The organism is Enterobacter hormaechei ATCC 49162 (genome assembly GCF_001875655.1).
GTDB lineage: Bacteria > Pseudomonadota > Gammaproteobacteria > Enterobacterales > Enterobacteriaceae > Enterobacter > Enterobacter hormaechei.
The window spans coordinates 3416216-3435374 of the sequence record NZ_MKEQ01000001.1 but is presented as its reverse complement, the minus strand read 5'-3'; the positions used below and the strand labels follow the sequence as shown (position 1 = coordinate 3435374).

Annotated in this window: 18 protein-coding genes; 2 read left to right on the top strand and 16 right to left on the bottom strand. The window is 56.9% G+C overall.

Annotated elements, in window-relative coordinates:
* Positions 1-7: 7 nt before the first annotated feature.
* The 14 genes from BH712_RS17080 to pdxB all read right to left on the bottom strand — a co-directional run bounded on the left by BH712_RS17080 (position 8) and on the right by pdxB (position 13321).
* Positions 8-721, bottom strand: coding sequence for an ABC transporter permease (locus tag BH712_RS17080; RefSeq protein WP_003861424.1), 714 nt, complete (start codon positions 719-721; stop codon positions 8-10).
* Entirely contained in the window at positions 718-1404 is a 687-nt protein-coding gene (locus BH712_RS17075; RefSeq protein ID WP_006811404.1) for a histidine ABC transporter permease HisQ, read from the bottom strand. The genes BH712_RS17080 and BH712_RS17075 overlap by 4 nt, the downstream gene beginning before the upstream one ends.
* Positions 1405-1492: 88 nt before the next feature.
* Positions 1493-2275 carry a histidine ABC transporter substrate-binding protein HisJ gene (gene hisJ, locus BH712_RS17070; RefSeq protein ID WP_003861421.1) on the bottom strand — a complete coding sequence of 261 codons (783 nt, stop codon included), beginning with the start codon at positions 2273-2275 and terminating at the stop codon, positions 1493-1495.
* Between the two features lie 225 nt (positions 2276-2500).
* The gene (argT, locus tag BH712_RS17065) at positions 2501-3283 is read right to left on the bottom strand and encodes a lysine/arginine/ornithine ABC transporter substrate-binding protein ArgT (RefSeq protein ID WP_006811405.1); all 783 of its coding nucleotides are present in this window, start codon (positions 3281-3283) and stop codon (positions 2501-2503) included.
* A 290-nt stretch (positions 3284-3573) separates the two neighbouring features.
* Positions 3574-4143 (bottom strand): UbiX family flavin prenyltransferase, encoded by a 570-nt coding sequence (locus tag BH712_RS17060; protein ID WP_006811406.1) that lies wholly within the window; start codon positions 4141-4143, stop codon positions 3574-3576.
* 89 nt (positions 4144-4232) lie between these two features.
* On the bottom strand, positions 4233-5750 hold the full coding sequence (gene purF, locus BH712_RS17055) for an amidophosphoribosyltransferase (RefSeq protein WP_006811407.1): 1518 nt from the start codon (positions 5748-5750) through the stop codon (positions 4233-4235).
* Between the two features lie 33 nt (positions 5751-5783).
* The gene (gene cvpA / locus BH712_RS17050) at positions 5784-6272 is read right to left on the bottom strand and encodes a colicin V production protein (RefSeq protein ID WP_000262116.1); all 489 of its coding nucleotides are present in this window, start codon (positions 6270-6272) and stop codon (positions 5784-5786) included.
* Positions 6273-6528: 256 nt separating this feature from the next.
* The gene (gene dedD, locus BH712_RS17045; RefSeq protein WP_006811408.1) at positions 6529-7215 is read right to left on the bottom strand and encodes a cell division protein DedD; all 687 of its coding nucleotides are present in this window, start codon (positions 7213-7215) and stop codon (positions 6529-6531) included.
* Entirely contained in the window at positions 7205-8473 is a 1269-nt protein-coding gene (gene folC / locus BH712_RS17040) for a bifunctional tetrahydrofolate synthase/dihydrofolate synthase (RefSeq protein ID WP_006811409.1), read from the bottom strand. Before folC ends, dedD begins: the two co-directional genes overlap by 11 nt.
* A gap of 70 nt (positions 8474-8543) precedes the next feature.
* A complete protein-coding gene (gene accD / locus BH712_RS17035; protein ID WP_003861408.1) occupies positions 8544-9449 on the bottom strand; it encodes an acetyl-CoA carboxylase, carboxyltransferase subunit beta in 906 nt (301 codons plus the stop codon).
* Positions 9450-9603: 154 nt separating this feature from the next.
* On the bottom strand, positions 9604-10263 hold the full coding sequence (locus tag BH712_RS17030; protein ID WP_006811410.1) for a DedA family protein: 660 nt from the start codon (positions 10261-10263) through the stop codon (positions 9604-9606).
* A gap of 28 nt (positions 10264-10291) precedes the next feature.
* A complete protein-coding gene (truA, locus tag BH712_RS17025; RefSeq protein WP_001286071.1) occupies positions 10292-11104 on the bottom strand; it encodes a tRNA pseudouridine(38-40) synthase TruA in 813 nt (270 codons plus the stop codon).
* A complete protein-coding gene (locus tag BH712_RS17020; RefSeq protein ID WP_006811411.1) occupies positions 11104-12117 on the bottom strand; it encodes an aspartate-semialdehyde dehydrogenase in 1014 nt (337 codons plus the stop codon). Before BH712_RS17020 ends, truA begins: the two co-directional genes overlap by 1 nt.
* 67 nt (positions 12118-12184) lie before the next feature.
* On the bottom strand, positions 12185-13321 hold the full coding sequence (pdxB, locus tag BH712_RS17015; protein WP_006811412.1) for a 4-phosphoerythronate dehydrogenase PdxB: 1137 nt from the start codon (positions 13319-13321) through the stop codon (positions 12185-12187).
* A 111-nt stretch (positions 13322-13432) separates the two neighbouring features.
* Between pdxB and flk the strand changes: the two genes are divergently transcribed.
* The gene (gene flk / locus BH712_RS17010; protein WP_006811413.1) at positions 13433-14437 is read left to right on the top strand and encodes a flagella biosynthesis regulator Flk; all 1005 of its coding nucleotides are present in this window, start codon (positions 13433-13435) and stop codon (positions 14435-14437) included.
* A gap of 87 nt (positions 14438-14524) precedes the next feature.
* Here the strand turns inward: flk and BH712_RS17005 are convergent, their stop codons facing one another.
* Positions 14525-15703 (bottom strand): MFS transporter, encoded by a 1179-nt coding sequence (locus BH712_RS17005; protein ID WP_006811414.1) that lies wholly within the window; start codon positions 15701-15703, stop codon positions 14525-14527.
* A 67-nt stretch (positions 15704-15770) separates the two neighbouring features.
* Positions 15771-16988, bottom strand: a complete 1218-nt coding sequence (gene fabB / locus BH712_RS17000; protein WP_006811415.1) for a beta-ketoacyl-ACP synthase I — start codon at positions 16986-16988, stop codon at positions 15771-15773.
* Between the two features lie 158 nt (positions 16989-17146).
* Here fabB and mnmC point away from each other — a divergent pair, with 158 nt between their 5' ends.
* Entirely contained in the window at positions 17147-19144 is a 1998-nt protein-coding gene (gene mnmC / locus BH712_RS16995) for a bifunctional tRNA (5-methylaminomethyl-2-thiouridine)(34)-methyltransferase MnmC2/FAD-dependent 5-carboxymethylaminomethyl-2-thiouridine(34) oxidoreductase MnmC1 (protein ID WP_032673979.1), read from the top strand.
* Positions 19145-19159 lie beyond the last annotated feature (15 nt).

Here is a 19159-nt window from a genome sequence, read left to right as displayed (position 1 = left end):
TAAATTCTCAGTGCGTCGACGGTTTTATATGCTGCAACCAGCGTTTTTCAGCCTTACGGAACAGGCTGATCAGAACGTAAGAAATGATCAAATAGAGCACTGCCGCAATGCCAAACGCCGTAAACGGCTGGTAGGTGGCAGAGTTAATATCGCGGGCAATCTTTAACAGATCCGGTACCGTGGCGGTAAACGCCAGCGCCGTGGAATGCAGCATTAAAATCACTTCATTGCTGTACGCCGGCAGTGCAATACGCAGCGCTGAAGGCAGAATAATACAGCGGTAAAGCTTCACGGAGGAGAAGCCGTACGCGCGCGCCGCCTCAATCTCACCGTGCGGCACGGAACGAATGGCCCCGGCGAAGATCTCAGTGGTGTAGGCGCAGGTATTGAGGGTCAGCGCCAGCACCGTACAGTTCAGACCGCTGCGGAAGAACGCGTTCAGCATCTCGGTGCCTTTCACGATCTCCAGCGTGTACATCCCCGAATAGAACACCAGCAGCTGCACATACAGCGGCGTACCGCGAAACACGTAGGTGAACAGCCAGATCGGGAACTGGATAAATTTGTTGTTCGACACGCGACCGATGGCGAGAAACACCGCCAGAATGCCGCCCATTACCACCGAGGAAATCAGCAGCCACAGCGTGATCGCCACGCCGGTGAAGCGGTAGCCATCCGTCCACAGCAGGGATTTCCAGTACTCCTGAATAATCTCAATCACAGGTCAGCCCTCTTCACACCCACGGAGTAGCGACGTTCGAGCAGAAGCAGCACACCATTGGAGACGGTCGTAAAGACCAGATAGATCACACCGCAGACCACCGCAAAATAGAACGGTTCCCAGGTGCTTTTACCTGCCAGTTGGGTGGCCTTCACCACATCTTCCAGCCCCAGCAGAGAGACCAGCGCCGTTGCCTTGAGAATAACCTGCCAGTTGTTACCGATACCCGGCAGCGCGTAGCGCATCATGGCCGGGAACATGATCCGGCGAAACGTTTGTGAAGAGGTAAAACCGTAGGCGGTCGCCGCTTCAATGTGCCCCTTTGGCACGGCCATGTAAGCGCCGCGGAAGGTCTCTGTAAAGTAGGCGCCGTAGATAAAGCCAAGGGTAATAATACCGGCCACCATGGGGTCGATATCGATCTGATCCATGCCGATGGCATCCGTCACGCCATTAAGTGCGATTTGCAGACCGTAAAAGATCAGCAGCATCAGCACCAGGTCAGGAACGCCGCGAATCAGCGTGGTATAGCCTTCAAATATCAGCGCCAGCGGTCTGTTGGCGGATAATTTTGCCCCCGCGCCCGCCAGGCCTATCAGCACCGCCAGCACCACGGAGCTGATAGCCAGCTCAAGGGTGACAAGCGCGCCCTGTAAAATAACGCCAGAAAATCCGTACAGCATACCGCGTGCCCTGTCGTCTCGTGAGTGGTGGAACCGTGTCTTTTCCCCTCCCGAAACGGGAGGGGCCGCACGTTATCAGACGGGGCGATTAGCCGCCGTAAACATTAAAATCGAAGTACTTTTTCGCCAGCTTGTCGTAGGTGCCGTCCGCGCGCATTTCGGCGAACGCTTTGTTCAGGGCTTCACGCAGTTCATTGTCTTCTTTACGCAGGCCCATACCGGTGCCGACGCCAAAGAGTTTTTCATCCTTAATGGATGGACCGCCGAATTTGTAATCTTTACCCACAGGCTGTTTCAGGAAGCCTTCGCTTGCCGCCACTTCATCCTGGAATGCCGCGTCAATACGGCCTGCCGTAAGGTCTGCGTAGATGTTTTCCTGGCCCTGGTAAGAGACAATTTCAATCCCTTTAGGTGCCCAGTGCTCGTTGCCGTAGGTTTCCTGCGTAGTCCCCTGCAACACGCCCACGCGTTTGCCTTTCAGAGATTCAAGGGTTGGCTGAATGTCAGAGGATTTCGCTACCACCAGACGGGAATCTGCCGCGTAGAGTTTGTCCGTAAAGGCAATCTCCTGCTGGCGTTTTTCTGTGATGGACAGGGAGGACATGATCACGTCGATTTTTTTCGCTTTCAGAGACGGGATCAGCGCATCCAGCGGGTTTTCAACGTAGGTACATTGCGCTTTAATGCGTTTGCACAGCTCGTTAGCCAGATCAATGTCAAAACCGACCAGTTCCCCCTTCGCATTCTTCGATTCGAAAGGTGCATAGGTTGGGTCAGTTCCAATACGAATTTTTTGCGGAATGGCTGCGAATGCCGCGGTGGCGCTGGAAAAGGCCAGTACCAGAGAAAGTGACAACACCAGTTTTTTCATATCTGTCCTCAACAAACTGTCTTAATACGAGATTTTTACGACGACGGGGTAGTGTTAATGTGCCATTAATCCCCTCATTCAGGCAAAGATTAATGCCTCTGAACGGGAATTTTTGCATTTTAAATGCTTAACTATGCACACAACGATCCAGTATGGTGCATGTGCTGCACCATACTGGAACATTTCCGCCTGATATGCACCAATTCGGTGCATATCATTCAGCCATTAATCACCGTAGACGTTAAAATCGAAGTATTTCTTCGCCAGTTTGTCGTAGGTACCGTCTTTACGCAGCTCATTAAACGCTTTGTCGAAGGCGGCTTTCAGCTCGGTATCATCCTTACGCAGGCCAATACCGGTGCCGTCGCCAAAGTACTTTTTGTCTTTTACCGACGGGCCAGCAAAGGCGTACTCTTTACCCGCAGGTTGTTTCAGGAAGCCTTCGCTCGCGGCGACTTCATCCTGGAACGCGGCATCCAGACGGCCTGCCGCCAGGTCAGAATAGATCAAATCCTGATTCTGGTAGGCAACCACATCGACGCCCTTCTCGCGCCAGTTGGCATTCGCGTAACCTTCCTGAGTCGAGCCCTGAAGCACACCAACATGCTTGCCTTTCAGCGAGTCGATGGTCGGCTGGATGGGGGAACCTTTCGCGGCAATCAGACGTGAATCGGCAGCGTAGAGCTTCTCAGAGAAGGCGATCTCCTGCTGACGTTTTTCCGTGATGGAGAGAGAAGAGATAATGGCATCAATTTTCTTGGCTTTCAGCGACGGGATCAGCGCGTCAAAGTCACTGCCCACCCATGTGCATTTCACTTCCATGCGTTTGCACATCTCATTTCCCAGATCGATATCAAACCCTACGAAATCGCCTTTCGCATCCTTGGATGAGAATGGCGCGTAGGTTGCGTCTGTACCGATACGAACTGTCTGTGGAAGCGCTGCATAGCTGCCTGCTGCTGCACTCAAGCCCACGAGCAAAGACAGAGCCAGAACCGTCTTCTTCATACATTTACCCTCAAGAACCGTGATTTTATTATGGTTTATGTTGTGTGTTGTGTTGCAGGCTGCTCTTGCAGGTCTTATGCCACATTGTCGTCGGGTAAAAACTACGACGTTAAATATGTTAATAAAACGTTGCGATACTGCCTTAATGGTGAAAGATAGCAGGTCTGCCGAACGAACCGGAAAGAGAAAAAGGGAAAAAGCGAATTAAATGTCGAGGATATGATCGCGGTTGCAGTTTTGCCCTGAAACAGGGCAAATTGTCTTTTCATGCACCTTGTGTGTGCACAGTTTCACGCCCCCTGCCAGCGGGTAAAGAGATCTTCCGGCAGGTCGATATCGAACTGATCCAGCACGCGGTTAACGGTCTGGTTAAGAACATCATCCAGCGACTGCGGGCGATGATAGAACGCGGGGACCGGCGGCATAATCACGGCTCCCAGTTCGGCGGCCTGGGTCATCAGGCGCAGATGCCCAAGATGCAGCGGCGTTTCCCGCACGCAGAGCACCAGCGGCCGACGCTCTTTCAGCACCACATCCGCCGCGCGCGTCACCAGCGTGTCGGTATAGCTGTTCACAATGCCGGAGAGGGTTTTAATGGAACAGGGCAGGATCACCATACCGGCCGTTTTGAACGAGCCTGAGGAGATGCTGGCGGCGATATCGCGGGCATCGTGGACAACGTCAGCCAGGGCCTGCACGTCGCGCAGCGAGAGATCGGTTTCAAGAGAGAGGGTCTGACGCGCCGCCTGGCTCATCACCAGATGGGTTTCTACGCCTGGAACGTTACGCAGCACCTGTAACAGCCGGACGCCATAAATCGCGCCGCTGGCACCGCTGATCCCTACAATGAGTCGTTTCATGATTTTTGCCCTTGCTGATTTCAGGGCAGACTGTGCAGGATTTTACGGGGAGTTGCAAGTGAGGGCGAGCGCCCTCACCTGCATGCGCATCAACCTTCGTTGTGCATCTCTAAACTTTCGAGATCGTTTTGCAGCTGGACGGCTTTCGCATCGTCGTTACGCAGCGAATCAAGGTAGTCGAGATACTGCTGGTCAACGTCTTTCGTCACGTAGATCCCATTGAACACCGAGCATTCGAACTGCTGAATATCCGGGTTCTCGGCGCGCACCGCGTCGATCAGATCGTTCAGATCCTGGAAAATCAGGCCGTCGGCCCCGATGATCTGGCGAATCTCATCCACTTCACGACCATGCGCAATCAGCTCGTTAGCGGTTGGCATATCAATGCCGTACACGTTCGGGAAGCGAATTTCTGGGGCTGCGGAGGCAAGATACACTTTCTTCGCCCCGGCCTCGCGCGCCATTTCGATGATCTGCTCAGACGTCGTGCCGCGCACGATGGAGTCATCCACCAGCAGCACGTTCTTGTCGCGGAACTCGGCGCGGTTAGCGTTCAGCTTACGACGTACGGATTTACGACGAAGCTGCTGGCCAGGCATGATAAAGGTGCGGCCCACGTAGCGGTTTTTTACGAAGCCCTGACGGTACGGCTTGTCCAGAATGCGGGCAATCTCCAGCGCGATATCACAGGAGGTTTCAGGGATTGGGATCACCACGTCGATGTCGAGATCGTCCCACTCGCGGGCAATCTTCTCGCCCAGCTTCGTGCCCATGTTGACGCGCGCGCTGTAAACGGAAATCTTGTCGATGAACGAGTCCGGACGCGCGAAGTAAACGTATTCGAACAGGCACGGGTTGCTCACCGGGTTGTCGGCGCACTGGCGGGTAAACAGCTGGCCCTTCTCAGTGATGTAGACCGCTTCGCCTGGTGCGACATCACGCAGGAATTCGAAGCCCAGGGTATCCAGCGCCACGCTTTCGGAGGCAACCATATACTCGGAACGTCCATCGCCGAGGTCACGTTTGCCGAGCACCAGCGGGCGGATGCCGTTTGGATCGCGGAAGGCTACCATACCGTGACCGATGATCATCGCTACGCAAGCGTACGCGCCACGGATCAGGCGGTTAGTCGCGGCAACGGCGGCAAAAATGTTGTCTGCTTCCAGCGGGTAGTGGCGGAAGTTATCCAGCTCGCTGGCAAAGATATTGAGCAGGATTTCAGAATCAGAAGTGGTGTTAATGTGGCGACGTTTCTCTTCAAACAGCTTTTTACGCAGCTCGTGGGCGTTGGTCAGGTTGCCGTTGTGGGCAAGCGTGATGCCATACGGGGAGTTAACGTAAAAAGGCTGAGCCTCAGAGGCGCTGGAACTGCCAGCAGTAGGATAACGAACGTGACCGATCCCCATATTACCTTGCAGACGCTGCATATGGCGGGCTTCAAACACATCGTTTACCAGGCCATTCGCCTTACGTAAACGGAAGCAGTTGTTTGCATCAATGGTGATGATACCCGCAGCATCCTGCCCACGGTGCTGAAGCACCGTTAACGCGTCATAAATCGACTGGTTTACCGGCATGAAACCGGCGATACCGACAATACCGCACATTCGTCTTTTCCTCGTTAAGCCACATCTCAGGGTTTATGCCCTGGGCAAGAAACTCGACGAGCTTTGCAGATAGTCAAAGAACCATCTGATGATGAAGCTGAACTCCGGAATGAGCTGCGATTTTTGCCAGTCTTCACTTTTGGAAAACCCGGTAAAGGTATCCAGGAAGAACAGGATCGCGGCCACAATCAGCACGCCTCGCAACGCCCCGAAACAGATGCCGAGCACCCTGTCCGTTCCTGACAGACCGGTTTTCTCGACCAGTTGACCTATCACGTAATTGACGATAGCGCCGACAATCAGCGTCGCGATAAACAGCACCGCGATGGCGATTCCGTTTCGGACCAGTTCATCTTCAAAGCCCGTGAACCAGACAGACAGGTAAGTGTAGTAATGACTGGCAACAAAGAAAGCACAACCCCAGGTTACCAGCGATAACGCTTCACGAACAAAGCCACGGATCAGGCTAACCAGACAGGAAAAACCAATCACCGCAATGATGGCGTAATCAATCCAGACCATATGTGTCCCACGATTTAACGCCCTGTCATCCAGTTCGGGGCGAATTCTAACAGAAAAAGAAAACGTTTGCGTAGGGATTTCCTTCCCACGCGTAAATAAAAAAGGCGCTGAAAAAATGCTCAACGCCGTTGGCTTATTACGTCTCTTTGGACGCCTGCCATTCCCCCTCACCCCAGCCCTCTCCCTCAAGGGAGAGGGAGCAAACCATTCCCTCGCCCCTCTGGGGAGAGGGTTAGGGTGAGGAGGGTAGATCTTATCAGTTCGCGCTGTAGTTCATCACCACACCGCTCAACCCGGAGATCTGCTTAAGCTCGCCCAGCGAACCTTTGAGCTTATCCTTCGACGCATCCGGCCCCACAAGGATACGGGTGATTTTACCCTGCACCGGTGTGGTGGGTGAAGTGTAAACACGGTATCCCGCGCCGCGCAGTTTACTCACGATCTCATTGACCTTATCAGCGTTTTTCAACGCACCGAGCTGAACAACGTAGGCTTTACCGGTCGGTGCCGCGTCTTGTTTTGCTGGCGGTGGCGTTTCTGAGGCGGCTGCCAGTTGCTCGGCCGCTTTATCCCGCTGCGGTTTCGGCTGCGGCTTCTCCACCGGTTTCGGCTTCTCAACAGGCTTAGGCTGTTCTACCGGCACCGGATCAATCTCGATGTTATTGTTCGTCGCCAGACGCGAAGGATCGAGCGACGGCGCGGCTGCATCACCTGCGCGCACCTCTTCCGCTGCGCCTTCCGGCGGCTGGGCAGGCAGCGCCTGCGTTGCCGCTGGCAGCATGTCGGGCTCCTCGCGATCGCCCGGCTTGGGTACCAGCGGTATGGCCGCAAATTCATCCTGGTAATGCTTTTTCTGCCCGTCGAGCAGACCCGGGAGAATAATCACCCCGAGCGCGACCAGCACAATGGTTCCTGTTAAACGGTTCTGAAACTTACTCGCCACCGGTTCTCCCCGCGTCCATCACTTCCATGACATGTGCCACCGTGTGGAATGATCCACACACCAGCACGGTATCTTCTGGTTTAGCCTCCGCCATCGCAGCACGCCAGGCCGAAACCACACTGCTGTAGATTTCGCCTTTGCCGAGATGTTCCATCAACTGCTCAGCAGTCGCGCCGCGCGGCCCTTCCAGAGGAGCACAATACCAGCTATCGACCACACTCTCCATGCAGGCCAGCGTACCGCCAATATCTTTATCATGAAGCATACCGATAACCGCCAGCACGCGCCCGGTTTTTGGTAACGATTTGAGACGTCCTGCGAGGTACGCCGCCGCGTGCGGGTTATGCGCCACGTCCAGAATCAGACGCGGCGACTCGCTCACAATCTGAAAACGCCCCGGCAGCAGTGCGTTCTGAATGCCATCGCGGATCGCCTGCTCGCTTACCGCTAATCCGCTGGTGCGCAGTGCCGCCAGCGCGGTCGCCGCGTTAGGCTGTGGCACCTGCGGCAGCGGCAGGTTGTCCAGCACCCCGTGGGCGTCGCTAAAGCGCCAGCCGTTGTCCTGCACCTCATATTGCCAGTCTTCGCCGCGACGCAGCAGATGTGCGCCCTTCTCGTTTGCGACATCAGCAATGGTGTGCGGCATGTCCGGCTCACCGACCACGGCGGGCTTGTTGGCGCGGAAAATACCGGCCTTCTCGCGACCAATGCTTTCGCGGTCCGGACCCAGCCAGTCGGTGTGATCCAGCGCGATGCTGGTGACGACGGCGACATCCGCATCCACCATATTGGTGGCATCCAGACGCCCGCCCAGCCCCACTTCCAGGATCACCACGTCCAGCTGCGCCTGTTTAAACAGCCACAGCGCCGACAGGGTGCCGTATTCAAAATAGGTTAATGAGGTTTCCCCGCGCGCAGCTTCAATAGCCGCAAACGACGCCGTATGGGCCGATTCCGCCAGCTCGGTGTTCTGCACCCTCACGCGCTCGGTATAGCGCACCAGATGCGGCGAGCTGTATACGCCAACCTTGTACCCCGCCGCCATCAGGACAGATTCCAGGGTGCGACAGGTGGTGCCTTTACCGTTAGTGCCGGCGACGGTAAACACGAAAGGCGCGGGTTTCAGCACGTCAAGACGCGCGGCAACCTGGCTTACGCGCTCAAGGCCCATGTCGATAGTTTTACTGTGCAGATTTTCCAGATAAGAAAGCCACGCGGCCAGGGGCGACGTGGCTTGAGGAATGCTTTTATTTTCCATGATGCCCGGTTGTCATTAACGGTTTAGAAAGCAAAAGGGCAGCGCCATTCGGCCCTGCCCTTTTCAGTTATCAGGCCTCGGGTTCCTGATCCGGTACCACCACGCCTTCGCGCGGCTCGTCCGGGTTCGGCGCTGGCAGATTCATCAGCTTCGCCAGAATGCTGGCCAGTTTGAGGCGCATTTCCGGACGGCGGACGATCATATCGATGGCGCCTTTCTCGATGAGGAACTCACTGCGCTGGAAGCCCGGCGGCAGTTTTTCACGCACGGTCTGCTCGATAACGCGAGGACCGGCAAAGCCGATCAGCGCTTTTGGCTCGGCGATGTTCAGGTCGCCCAGCATCGCGAAGCTTGCGGAGACGCCACCCATGGTTGGGTCGGTCAGTACCGAAATGTACGGCAGACCGCGCTCCTGCATTTTCGCCAGCGCCGCAGAGGTTTTCGCCATCTGCATCAGGGACATCAGTGCTTCCTGCATACGTGCCCCACCGGAGGCGGAGAAGCAGATCAGCGGGCAGTTGTCTTCCAGCGCCTGCTCAACGGCACGCACGAAACGCGCACCCACCACAGAGCCCATTGAGCCGCCCATGAAGGAGAACTCAAACGCGGCGGCAACCACTGGCATCTCATGCAGGGTGCCTTTCATGACGATCAGCGCGTCTTTCTCGCCGGTCTCTTTCTGTGCAGAGGCCAGACGATCTTTGTATTTTTTGGAGTCGCGGAACTTGAGCACATCTTTTGGCTCCAGTTCGCTACCCAGTTCTACCAGAGAACCTTCGTCCAGCAGGCTATGCAGGCGGTTGCGCGCCGACATACGCATGTGGTGGTCACACTTCGGACACACCTCAAGATTGCGTTCCAGCTCTGCGCGATACAGAACCTGGCCGCAGCTATCACACTTCGTCCATACCCCTTCAGGAATGCTCGCTTTACGCGTCGGGGTAATGTTGCTTTTAATTCGTTCAATCCAGCTCATTGATAACCTTTCTGCCTGAACCTGGTCGTATGCCAGTTTTGCTGTAAGAGGCGAATAATGCCATTTTTGCCTCCAACAGACCATGAATGTTGCACATTAAAACATAACAGCCCGAAACTTTGGATAAAAAAGTGGTCGAACCGCCAGCGTGCATTTACTTCGCTTGTTTTGCCGCCGCGCGTTTGTGACGAATGATTTCGATCACCCCCGGCAGAACGGACAGCACAATAATCGCTACAATCAATAATTTAAGATTTTCCTGAACCACAGGCAGATCGCCAAACAGGTAGCCCGCATAGGTAAAGAGCAGCACCCACAGCAGTGCGCCCACCACGTTATACATTGCAAAATGACGATAGGACATGTGGCCCATTCCCGCCACAAACGGTGCAAATGTACGCACAATAGGCACAAAACGGGCAAGGATAATGGTCTTACCGCCATGGCGCTCATAGAACGCATGGGTTTTATCTAAATAACTGCGACGGAAAATCTTCGAGTCCGGATTACTGAACAACCGCTCGCCAAATACCCGCCCGATGGTGTAGTTGACCGCATCACCGATAATAGCGGCGATGATCATCAGGACGACCATCAGGTGGACATTCAGATCATTCGTTGGCAGCGCGGATAACGCACCCGCCACAAACAGCAGCGAATCGCCCGGCAGGAACGGAGTCACCACCAGACCGGTTTCACAGAACAGGATCAGGAACAGAATGGCATACACCCAGACGCCGTACTGCGCGACCAGCTCCGCCAGGTGAACATCAATATGCAGGATGAAATCAATCAGAAAACGTATTACGTCCATATTGTCTAAGCCCTAATTGCACCTTTGTTTAGTCCGCTAAAAACAGCGGGCCCATTGGCGGTTTTGGCAGGTCGAACCGATCCGGATAATCCACCGAAACCAGATACAGCCCTTCCGCTTTCGCCGTTGCTGCCGCAAGCGTTCTGTCCTTCGCTGCCAGCAGTTCTGCAATCCAGCTCTCCGGCTGGTGTCCGGCGCCCACTTCCATCAGGCTGCCCACAATATTCCGCACCATATGATGTACAAAGGCATTGGCTTTGATATCCACCACCACATACGCGCCATAACGACTGACGTTAATGTGCATGACGTTACGCCACGGCGTACGGGACTGACACTGCACCGCACGAAACGACGTAAAATCATTCTCTCCAATCAGGCACTGCGCCGCACGCTGCATACGTTCTGCATCGAGCGGTTCATAAAAATGCGTCACGCCCTGGCTTAACACCGCCGGACGCAGGCGCTGGTTGTAGATGACATAACGGTAGCGCCGCGCCGTCGCGCTGAATCGCGCGTGAAAATCATCCGGCACAGCTTTCACCCAACGCACGGCAATGTCACCAGGCAAATTCGCATTTACACCCAGCGTCCAGGCCGCGTCTTTGCGCACGGCGGTGGTGTCAAAATGCACCACCTGCCCCGTGCCGTGAACGCCGGCATCGGTGCGGCCCGCGCAGAAGACGCTTATCGGTTCATTCGCCACCTGAGAGAGCGCTTTCTCCAGCTTCTCCTGGACGCTACGCACCTCATTCTGACGCTGCCAGCCATAGTATTTACTGCCATCGTACTCAATGCCGAGGGCAATTCTGTGGACCGGCTTTTGTTCCACATCAGACATCAGTACAGATACTCCTGCACCAGTTTTTCCGCGATTTTGACCGCCATCAGCGCGCCGCCAAAACGCACGTTGTCGGCAACGGACCAGAACTGCACCTGCTCCGGCATTCCGTAATCGTTACGCACACAGCCCACGGAGAGATGCGCGCTGCCGGTGGCGTCGCCCACCTGGGTCGGGAATTCGCTCTCTTCGGAAAGGACAATGTCCTCACCGCGGCCAAACGCGTCGCGGGCTTCTTCAGCCGCCAGCGGACGCAGGGCTTCAAAGCCGACCATCTGCGCGTGGCCGTAAAAGACCGGAGACTGCACGACACTCGCGGAGATCATCAGCCCGTCATCCTGCAAAATTTTGCGCGCTTCATCGACGATACGACGCTCTTCCCGCACCGAACCTTCACGATCGGGCAGCAGCGGCAGCATGTTAAACGCCAGCTGGCGGCCAAAGAAATCATCTTCGTCGATCGGGACGCCGTTCAGCAGCTTAGCACTCTGCCCTGCCAGCGCATCAACAGCCTTTTTGCCGTTAGCGGAGGCAGACAGCAGGCTGGTCACGGAAATACGCGACAGACCACCGTCGTCGATCAGCGGCTTCAGCGCGGTCAGCAGCTGGCTGGTGAGGCTGTTCGGTACTGCAATGACGTTGCGATTGCGGTAGTCAGCCAGCACAAATGGGTTGACGTCCGGCACCACCAGCGGCACATCCGGCTCCAGGGAGAACAGGCCGCTCAGGTCGATAACCAGACAGCCTGAATTGGTCGCTTCTTCAATATAAGACGCCGTGGCTTCCGCTCCTGCGGCAAAAAACGCCAGCTGAGCCTGCGTCCAGTCAAACGCGGCGGCATCCTGCACCATCACGGATTTCCCGCCGAAACGCAGATGTTCTCCTGCGCTGTCGGTACGCGCCAGCGCGTAAATCTCACCCACCGGGAACTGACGCTCAGCAAGGGTTTCAAGCAGGGCTTCGCCCACGGCGCCAGTGGCACCCAAAATGGCAATGTTCCAGCCTTCAGACATGGTGGTTTACTCCAGAAATAAAAAAGCGTCCCTGTCAGAGTATCCGACAGGGAGCATTAAGAAGACATTAATGCGCCGGGTGATGGACGGCGTTAAAACCCAGCGCTTTCAGCAGCGTCGCAGCCGCTGCGTCATCGCACATCACATACAGGGAAGACCACTCGCGGCGCTCAACGTAATGCTTGCGCAGCTTGTCAAACTCACCCGGGATCCCCGCCACTTTACGCAGCAGCGCATCGTCGCGGCGCACATCATACACCAAATGTACCAGCCTTTTCAGCGTTGCCTGATCGAGCGGGCCATGCAGGGTGATGCGGCCAAATTCAGGCGCGGGTAGCAGCGTATCCAGCGCCACCTGCTGCGGATGGCCGATAAAGGCGCTGTAAGCCTCAAACACCTGGGTTGTGCCGCGCGCTTTGCCTTCGAGAGTATACCCCGCGATATGCGCGGTACCCACGTCCACCTTATTCAGCAACGCGACGTTAAGATCCGGCTCTGGCTCCCAGACGTCCAGCACGACGCTCAGATCTTGTCCCGCGTCGAGACATTTCAGCAGCGCCGCGTTGTCCACCACCGGCCCCCGGCAGGCATTTATCAGAATAGTGCCAGCCTTCAGACGGCGGATCCGTTTTTCATCGGCCAGGTGCAGAGTCTTGTACGGTCCCTCTTTAAAGAGCGGCGTGTGGAAGGTGATGACATCGCACTCGTCGACCAGCTCATCCAGCGCGCGGAAGTCGCCTTCATCGCCGTTATCCTTGCGCGGCGGATCGCACAGCAGGGTGCGAATACCCCAGGCTTCAAGACGCTTTTGCAGACGTCCACCCACGTTGCCCACCCCCACAATTCCTACGGTGCGGTCTTTCAGCGCAAATCCATCACGCTCGGCCAGCATCAATAGTGAGGAAAAGACATATTCCACGACGGCAATGGCGTTACAGCCTGGCGCCGCGGAAAAACCAATCCCTGCCTGCTTAAGCCACTGGTCATCCACATGATCGGTCCCGGCCGTTGCCGTCCCGACAAATTTAACCCCTTTGCCGGAGAGCAGTGCCTCATTTACTTTGGTCACCGAGCGCACCATCAGGGCGTCTGCATCGTCCAGTTCGCTGACCGGGATCGGGCGACCAGGGACAGCCTTAACCTCACCCAGGCGGCTGAACAGCTCACGGGCGTAAGGCATATTTTCATCAACGAGGATTTTCACGTCTGAGTACCTGTTTGAGAGGAAGTAAACCTGCCAAGTGTGCCATAATCTCGCCGCCGGGCATATATCTCCACCCGGTTACGCAGAGTTTGACTTTAAGGATTTTTGACGATGCAGCCCATTTCAGGTACGCCTCCGCGCCCTCCGGGTGAAGGCCCCGTAACGCCCAACACCCCAGGCGAACAACCGCTCTCCACGCAGCAACGCACCGTACTGGAGCGGCTGATCACGCGCCTTATTGCGTTGACCTCACAGCAAAACGCAGAGGTATGGGCGGGCGTTAAGCACGATTTGGGCGTCAGAAACGATGCGCCGCTACAGTCGCGCCATTTCCCTGCCGCTGAACAAAACCTGAACCAGCGTCTTGCCAGCGCACAGCAGCAACATACTACCCGTCAGATTATCTCGCAGCTGACCGAGCTGTTGGGCCAGGGGAATAATCGTCAGGCGGTGAGTGATTTTATCCGTCAACAGTACGGTCATACCGCCCTGAGCCAGCTTTCGCCGGAACAGCTGAAAACCGTGTTGACCCTGCTGCAAAGCAATCAGCTTTCTATCCCACAGCCGCAACAGCGCCCGTCGACAGAGCGTCCGTTGCAGCCTGCGGAGCATAATACGCTCAAGCAGATGGTCACTAAGCTGGCTGCCGCCACCGGCGAACCAACAAAGCTCATCTGGCAATCCATGCTGGAACTTTCCGGCGTGAAAGCGGGCGAGATGATCCCGGCAAAACAGTTTACCCATCTGGTCACCTGGCTCCAGGCGCGTCAGACGCTCAGCACCCAGAGCGCCCCTACCCTGCACAGCGTCCAGGCGGCGCTGAAACAGCCGCTGGAACCGCACGAGTTCGATATGATTCGGGATTACGCTCAGCAGAACTGGCAGGCTACGCCGCAAACGGTGCTGACCACCGCGCAGGTGCAGGATGTGCTCAATCAGATCTTCGTTCGCCGCGCCGAGCGGGAAGGCGGCGTGCCGGAAGTACGAAACATTCAGCCGATCTACAACCCGCTGTTTGCCCCCGTAGTCGACACGTTTAAAACGCTTTCTGCCCGTCCGGGATTGATGTTTATCGCGTTGGTGATTGCGCTGGCGATTTTCTGGCTGGTTGCTTAAAACTGCCGGGTGGCGGCTACGCCTTACCCGGCCTACGGTTCGCGCGGTTGTAGGCCGGGTAAGGCGTAGCCGCCACCCGGCAACATACTACCGCTTGCGAAACGCCACCAGCGTCACCACAATCCCCACCACCGCAGAAACTGCACCGGCGAGGAATACGGAAGGATAGCCAAACGACGTTGCAAGCAGCCCGGCCAGCGGCCCGGTGACGCCGTAGGAGATATCCTGAAACGCCGCGTAGCCGCCCAGCGCCGTGCCACGCACCTGCGGAGCCACGCGCTTTACCACCTCCACGCCCAGCGCCGGGAAGATCAGCGAGCAGCCGCAGCCGGTTAACGCCGCGCCCAGCAGCGCAACGGATGCGGACGGCGCCTGCCAGAGCAGCACCAGTCCAACGGTTTCAATTACCAGCGACGCCACGGCCACCTTCACGCCGCCAAAGCGATCCGGCATCCAGCCAAACAGCGCGCGCATCAACACAAACGCACCGCCAAAGGCCGTCAGCGTAAAGCCCGCCATCGCCCAGCCGCGGCTCATGAAATAGAGGGAGACGAAGGTACCAATAACCGCGAAGCCCACCCCCTGAAGCGCCAGCCCCAGCCCCGGCTGCCAGATTTGCCCCACCACGCTCCACAGCGAAGGACGTTCGCCTTTATGGGCAGGCACTTTACGCACCGAACCGTTAAATGCCCACGCCAGCAGCGGCAATACCATGGTGGTACCTGCCAGCGCCGCAAAACCAAACTGGCTGTGGATCAGCAGCCCCAGTGGTGCGCCTGCCGCCAGCGCGCCGTATATCGCCATCCCGTTCCAGGACATCACTTTACCGGAACGTGCAGGCCCCACCAGCCCCATTCCCCAGGTCAGGGTGCCGGTCAGCAGTTGGCTTTCGCCAAAGCCGAGGATCAGGCGCCCTGCCACCAGCAGCGCGAATTTATACGCTGCCTCAATCGGTAACAGTGCCGCCAGCAGCCAGGCTCCCCCCGCCAGCCCGCAGGCAAACATGCCCTGCAACGCCGAGCGTTTTGCACCGTGCTGATCCGCCAGGCGACCGGCGTAGCCCCGGGTTAATACCGTCGCTAAAAACTGAATGCCCACCGCAATACCGACCATGGTGTTGCCATAGCCCAGCTCCTGGTGAACAAACAAGGGGATCACCGGCAGCGGCAGGCCAACGGTCATATAGGTCAGAAACACCGCAAAGGCGATGCGGAAAAGGGAAAGGTTCCCGGAAGGAGCGATCTTCTCAGGGGTAGCAGCCTTCATGCATAACTCCGTGTTCAGGCATAAAAAAGGGAGCCGCGCGGCTCCCTTCTACTATACCTTCAAACGCTTACGCTTTCAGCTTGCGCATCACCAGCGTGGCGTTGGTGCCGCCGAAGCCGAAGCTGTTGGACATAACGGTCGTCAGCTCACGTTCGGTGGTTTCGGTCACGATGTTCAGGCCAGCCGCCTGCTCGTCCATCTCGTCGATGTTGATGCTCGGGGCGATAAAGCCGTTTTCCAGCATCAGCAGAGAGTAGATCGCTTCCTGCACGCCCGCCGCACCCAGAGAGTGACCGGTCATGGCTTTGGTGGCAGAGATAGCCGGGCTGTTGTCGCCGAACACTTCGCGGATCGCACCCAGCTCTTTCACGTCGCCTACCGGAGTAGAGGTACCGTGGGAGTTCAGGTAGTCGATTGGGGTATCAACGCCGTGCATCGCCATCTTCATGCAGCGCACCGCGCCTTCGCCGGATGGAGCAACCATGTCAGCGCCGTCAGACGTTGCGCCGTAGCCCACGATCTCAGCGTAGATGTGGGCGCCACGCGCCAGCGCGTGTTCCAGCTCTTCAACCACGACCATGCCGCCGCCGCCCGCGATAACAAAACCGTCGCGGTGTGCGTCATAGGTACGGGATGCTTTGTCTGGCGTTTCGTTGTATTTGGTAGACAGTGCGCCCATTGCGTCGAACTCACAGGCCATTTCCCAGCCCAGCTCTTCGCCGCCGCCAGCAAAGACGATGTCCTGTTTGCCCAGCTGGATCTGCTCAACCGCATTACCGATACAGTGCGCGGAGGTCGCACACGCGGAGCTGATGGAGTAGTTCACGCCGTGGATTTTGAACGGCGTTGCCAGGCACGCAGATACCGCAGAACCCATCGCTTTGGTCACAACGTATGGACCGACCGCTTTCAGGCCGCGCGGGCTACGCATAGCGTCAGCACCGAACACCTGCGCTTTAGAGGAACCGCCGGAACCTGCAATCAGGCCCACGCGTGGGTTGTTCTGGTAAACGTCTTCGCTCAGACCAGAATCCTTGATCGCTTCCTGCATGGAAAGATAGGCGTAGATAGAGGCATCGTTCATGAAACGAACCACTTTACGGTCAATTAAACCGGTGGTGTCCAGTTTAACGTTACCCCATACGTGGCTACGCATTCCAGAATCTTTAAACTCTTCAGAGAAAGTGATCCCGGAGCGTCCTTCACGCAGAGATGCCAGGACTTCCTGCTGGTTATTACCGATGCTGGAAACGATGCCCAGGCCAGTAATCACTGCACGTTTCATTCAATACCTCTGTAAGTCGCACTATAAAAAGTTTCGAGTCGCACAATAGCGTACACTTGTACGCCGAACAAGTCCGATCAGCCATTTTCTGTGGAAATTTGCACCGACAGGCTCACATCGTTAAGATCGTGCCACTGCCTGTCGGACGAGTAACTTACGTGAAACAAAACGCCATACAACCTGCCAACCTCGAATTCAACGCTGAGGGTACACCTGTTTCCCGAGATTTTGATGACGTCTACTTTTCTAATGATAACGGACTGGAAGAGACGCGCTATGTCTTCCTCGAAGGAAATCATCTCAGCACCCGCTTCCCTGTTCATCCGCGCAGCCTGTTTGTCGTAGCGGAGAGCGGTTTCGGCACCGGACTGAATTTTCTGACACTCTGGCAGGCGTTCGACCAGTTTCGCGCTGCACACCCCGAGGCTACCTTACAAAGATTACATTTCATCAGTTTCGAAAAATTTCCGCTTACCGCGCACGATCTGCGGCGTGCCCATCAGCGCTGGCCGGAGCTTGCCCACTGGGCGGAACAGCTTCAGGCCCAGTGGCCGTCTCACATCGGTGGCTGTCATCGTCTGGTTCTGGACGACGGACGCGTCACGCTCGACCTGTGGCTGGGCGACATTAACGACCTGACCGATAAGCTCGATGACACCATGAATCAGAAGGTGGACGCCTGGTTCCTGGACGGTTTTGCGCCCGCCAAAAACCCGGATATGTGGAGTCCACACCTGTTCAGCGCCATGGCACGTCTGGCGCGCCCGGGCGCGACGCTTGCCACCTTCACCTCCGCGGGCTTTGTCCGCCGTGGGTTGCAGGAGGCGGGGTTTACCATGCGGAAAACCAAAGGCTTTGGCCGCAAACGCGACATGCTGGTCGGGGAGATGGAACAGGATCTGGCGATCCCGGCGCAGGCCTCCTGGTTTGCCCGTCGCCCCAGCACGTCGCGTGAGGTCGCCATAGTGGGCGGCGGTATTGCCAGCGCCCTGCTCTCGCTGGCGCTGCTGCACCGTGGCTGGCAGGTGACGCTCTACTGCGCTGACGAGGCCCCAGCGACGGGTGCATCAGGCAACCGCCAGGGCGCTCTTTATCCCTTATTAAGTTCACACGATCCGGCCCTGTTCCAGTTCTTCCCGGCGGCGTTTACGTTTGCTCGTCGCCTTTACGATAGCCTGCCGGTTAAGTTTGATCACGACTGGTGCGGCGTGACGCAGCTCGGCTGGGATGAGAAGAGCCAGCAGAAGATCACACAAATGCTGTCGCTGGGTCTGCCGGAGGCCATCGCCCATGCCGTGACGGCGCAGCAGGTTGCTGAGACCACTGGCGTCGACACCGGCTGTGGCGGCATTCAGTATCCTCTCGGCGGCTGGCTGTGCCCCGCTGAACTGACCGCTGCGGTGATGGCCCTGGCCCAGTCACGCGGGCTGGCGGTGCGCTATGGCCACAAGGTTGAATCACTTAGCCGGTCAGAGCGGTGGGAGCTTCATTTTGCTGATGGCAAAGCGGCGCTGCATGCCAGCGTTGTGCTGGCAAACGGGCACAACATCAGCCAGTTTATGCAGACCGAAACATTGCCGGTCTATCCAGTCGGCGGCCAGGTGAGCCATATCCCTGCCGCGCCCCAACTGAGCAAGCTGCGCCAGGTGCTGTGTTACGACGGCTACCTGACGCCGCAAAATCCGTCCAACGGCCATCACTGCATCGGTGCCAGCTACCATCGCGGTGAAACAGATATGCAGTACAGCGAAGCGGATCAGCAGCAAAACCGCCAGCGGCTGATTGATTGTTTCCCGCATGCGGCGTGGGCAAAAGAGGTGGATGTCAGCGAGGGTCAGGCGCGCTGCGGCGTGCGCTGTGCGACCCGCGATCATCTACCGATGGCGGGAAACGTACCGGACTATGACGCCACGCTTGAAGTCTATCAGGATCTTGCAGACAACAAAGAAACGGCGGTAAGTGCGCCCGTTTATCCAGAACTGTTTATGCTGGGTGGCTTAGGCTCGCGGGGATTGTGTTCCGCGCCGTTGCTGGCTGAAGTGCTGGCCGCGCAAATGAGCGATGAGCCGATTCCACTGGACAGGGTTACGCTCGCAGGACTGAATCCGAACCGACTGTGGGTACGTAAATTGCTGAAGGGGAAGAAGGTTAAGTAGGGTGCGGTTTGTGCC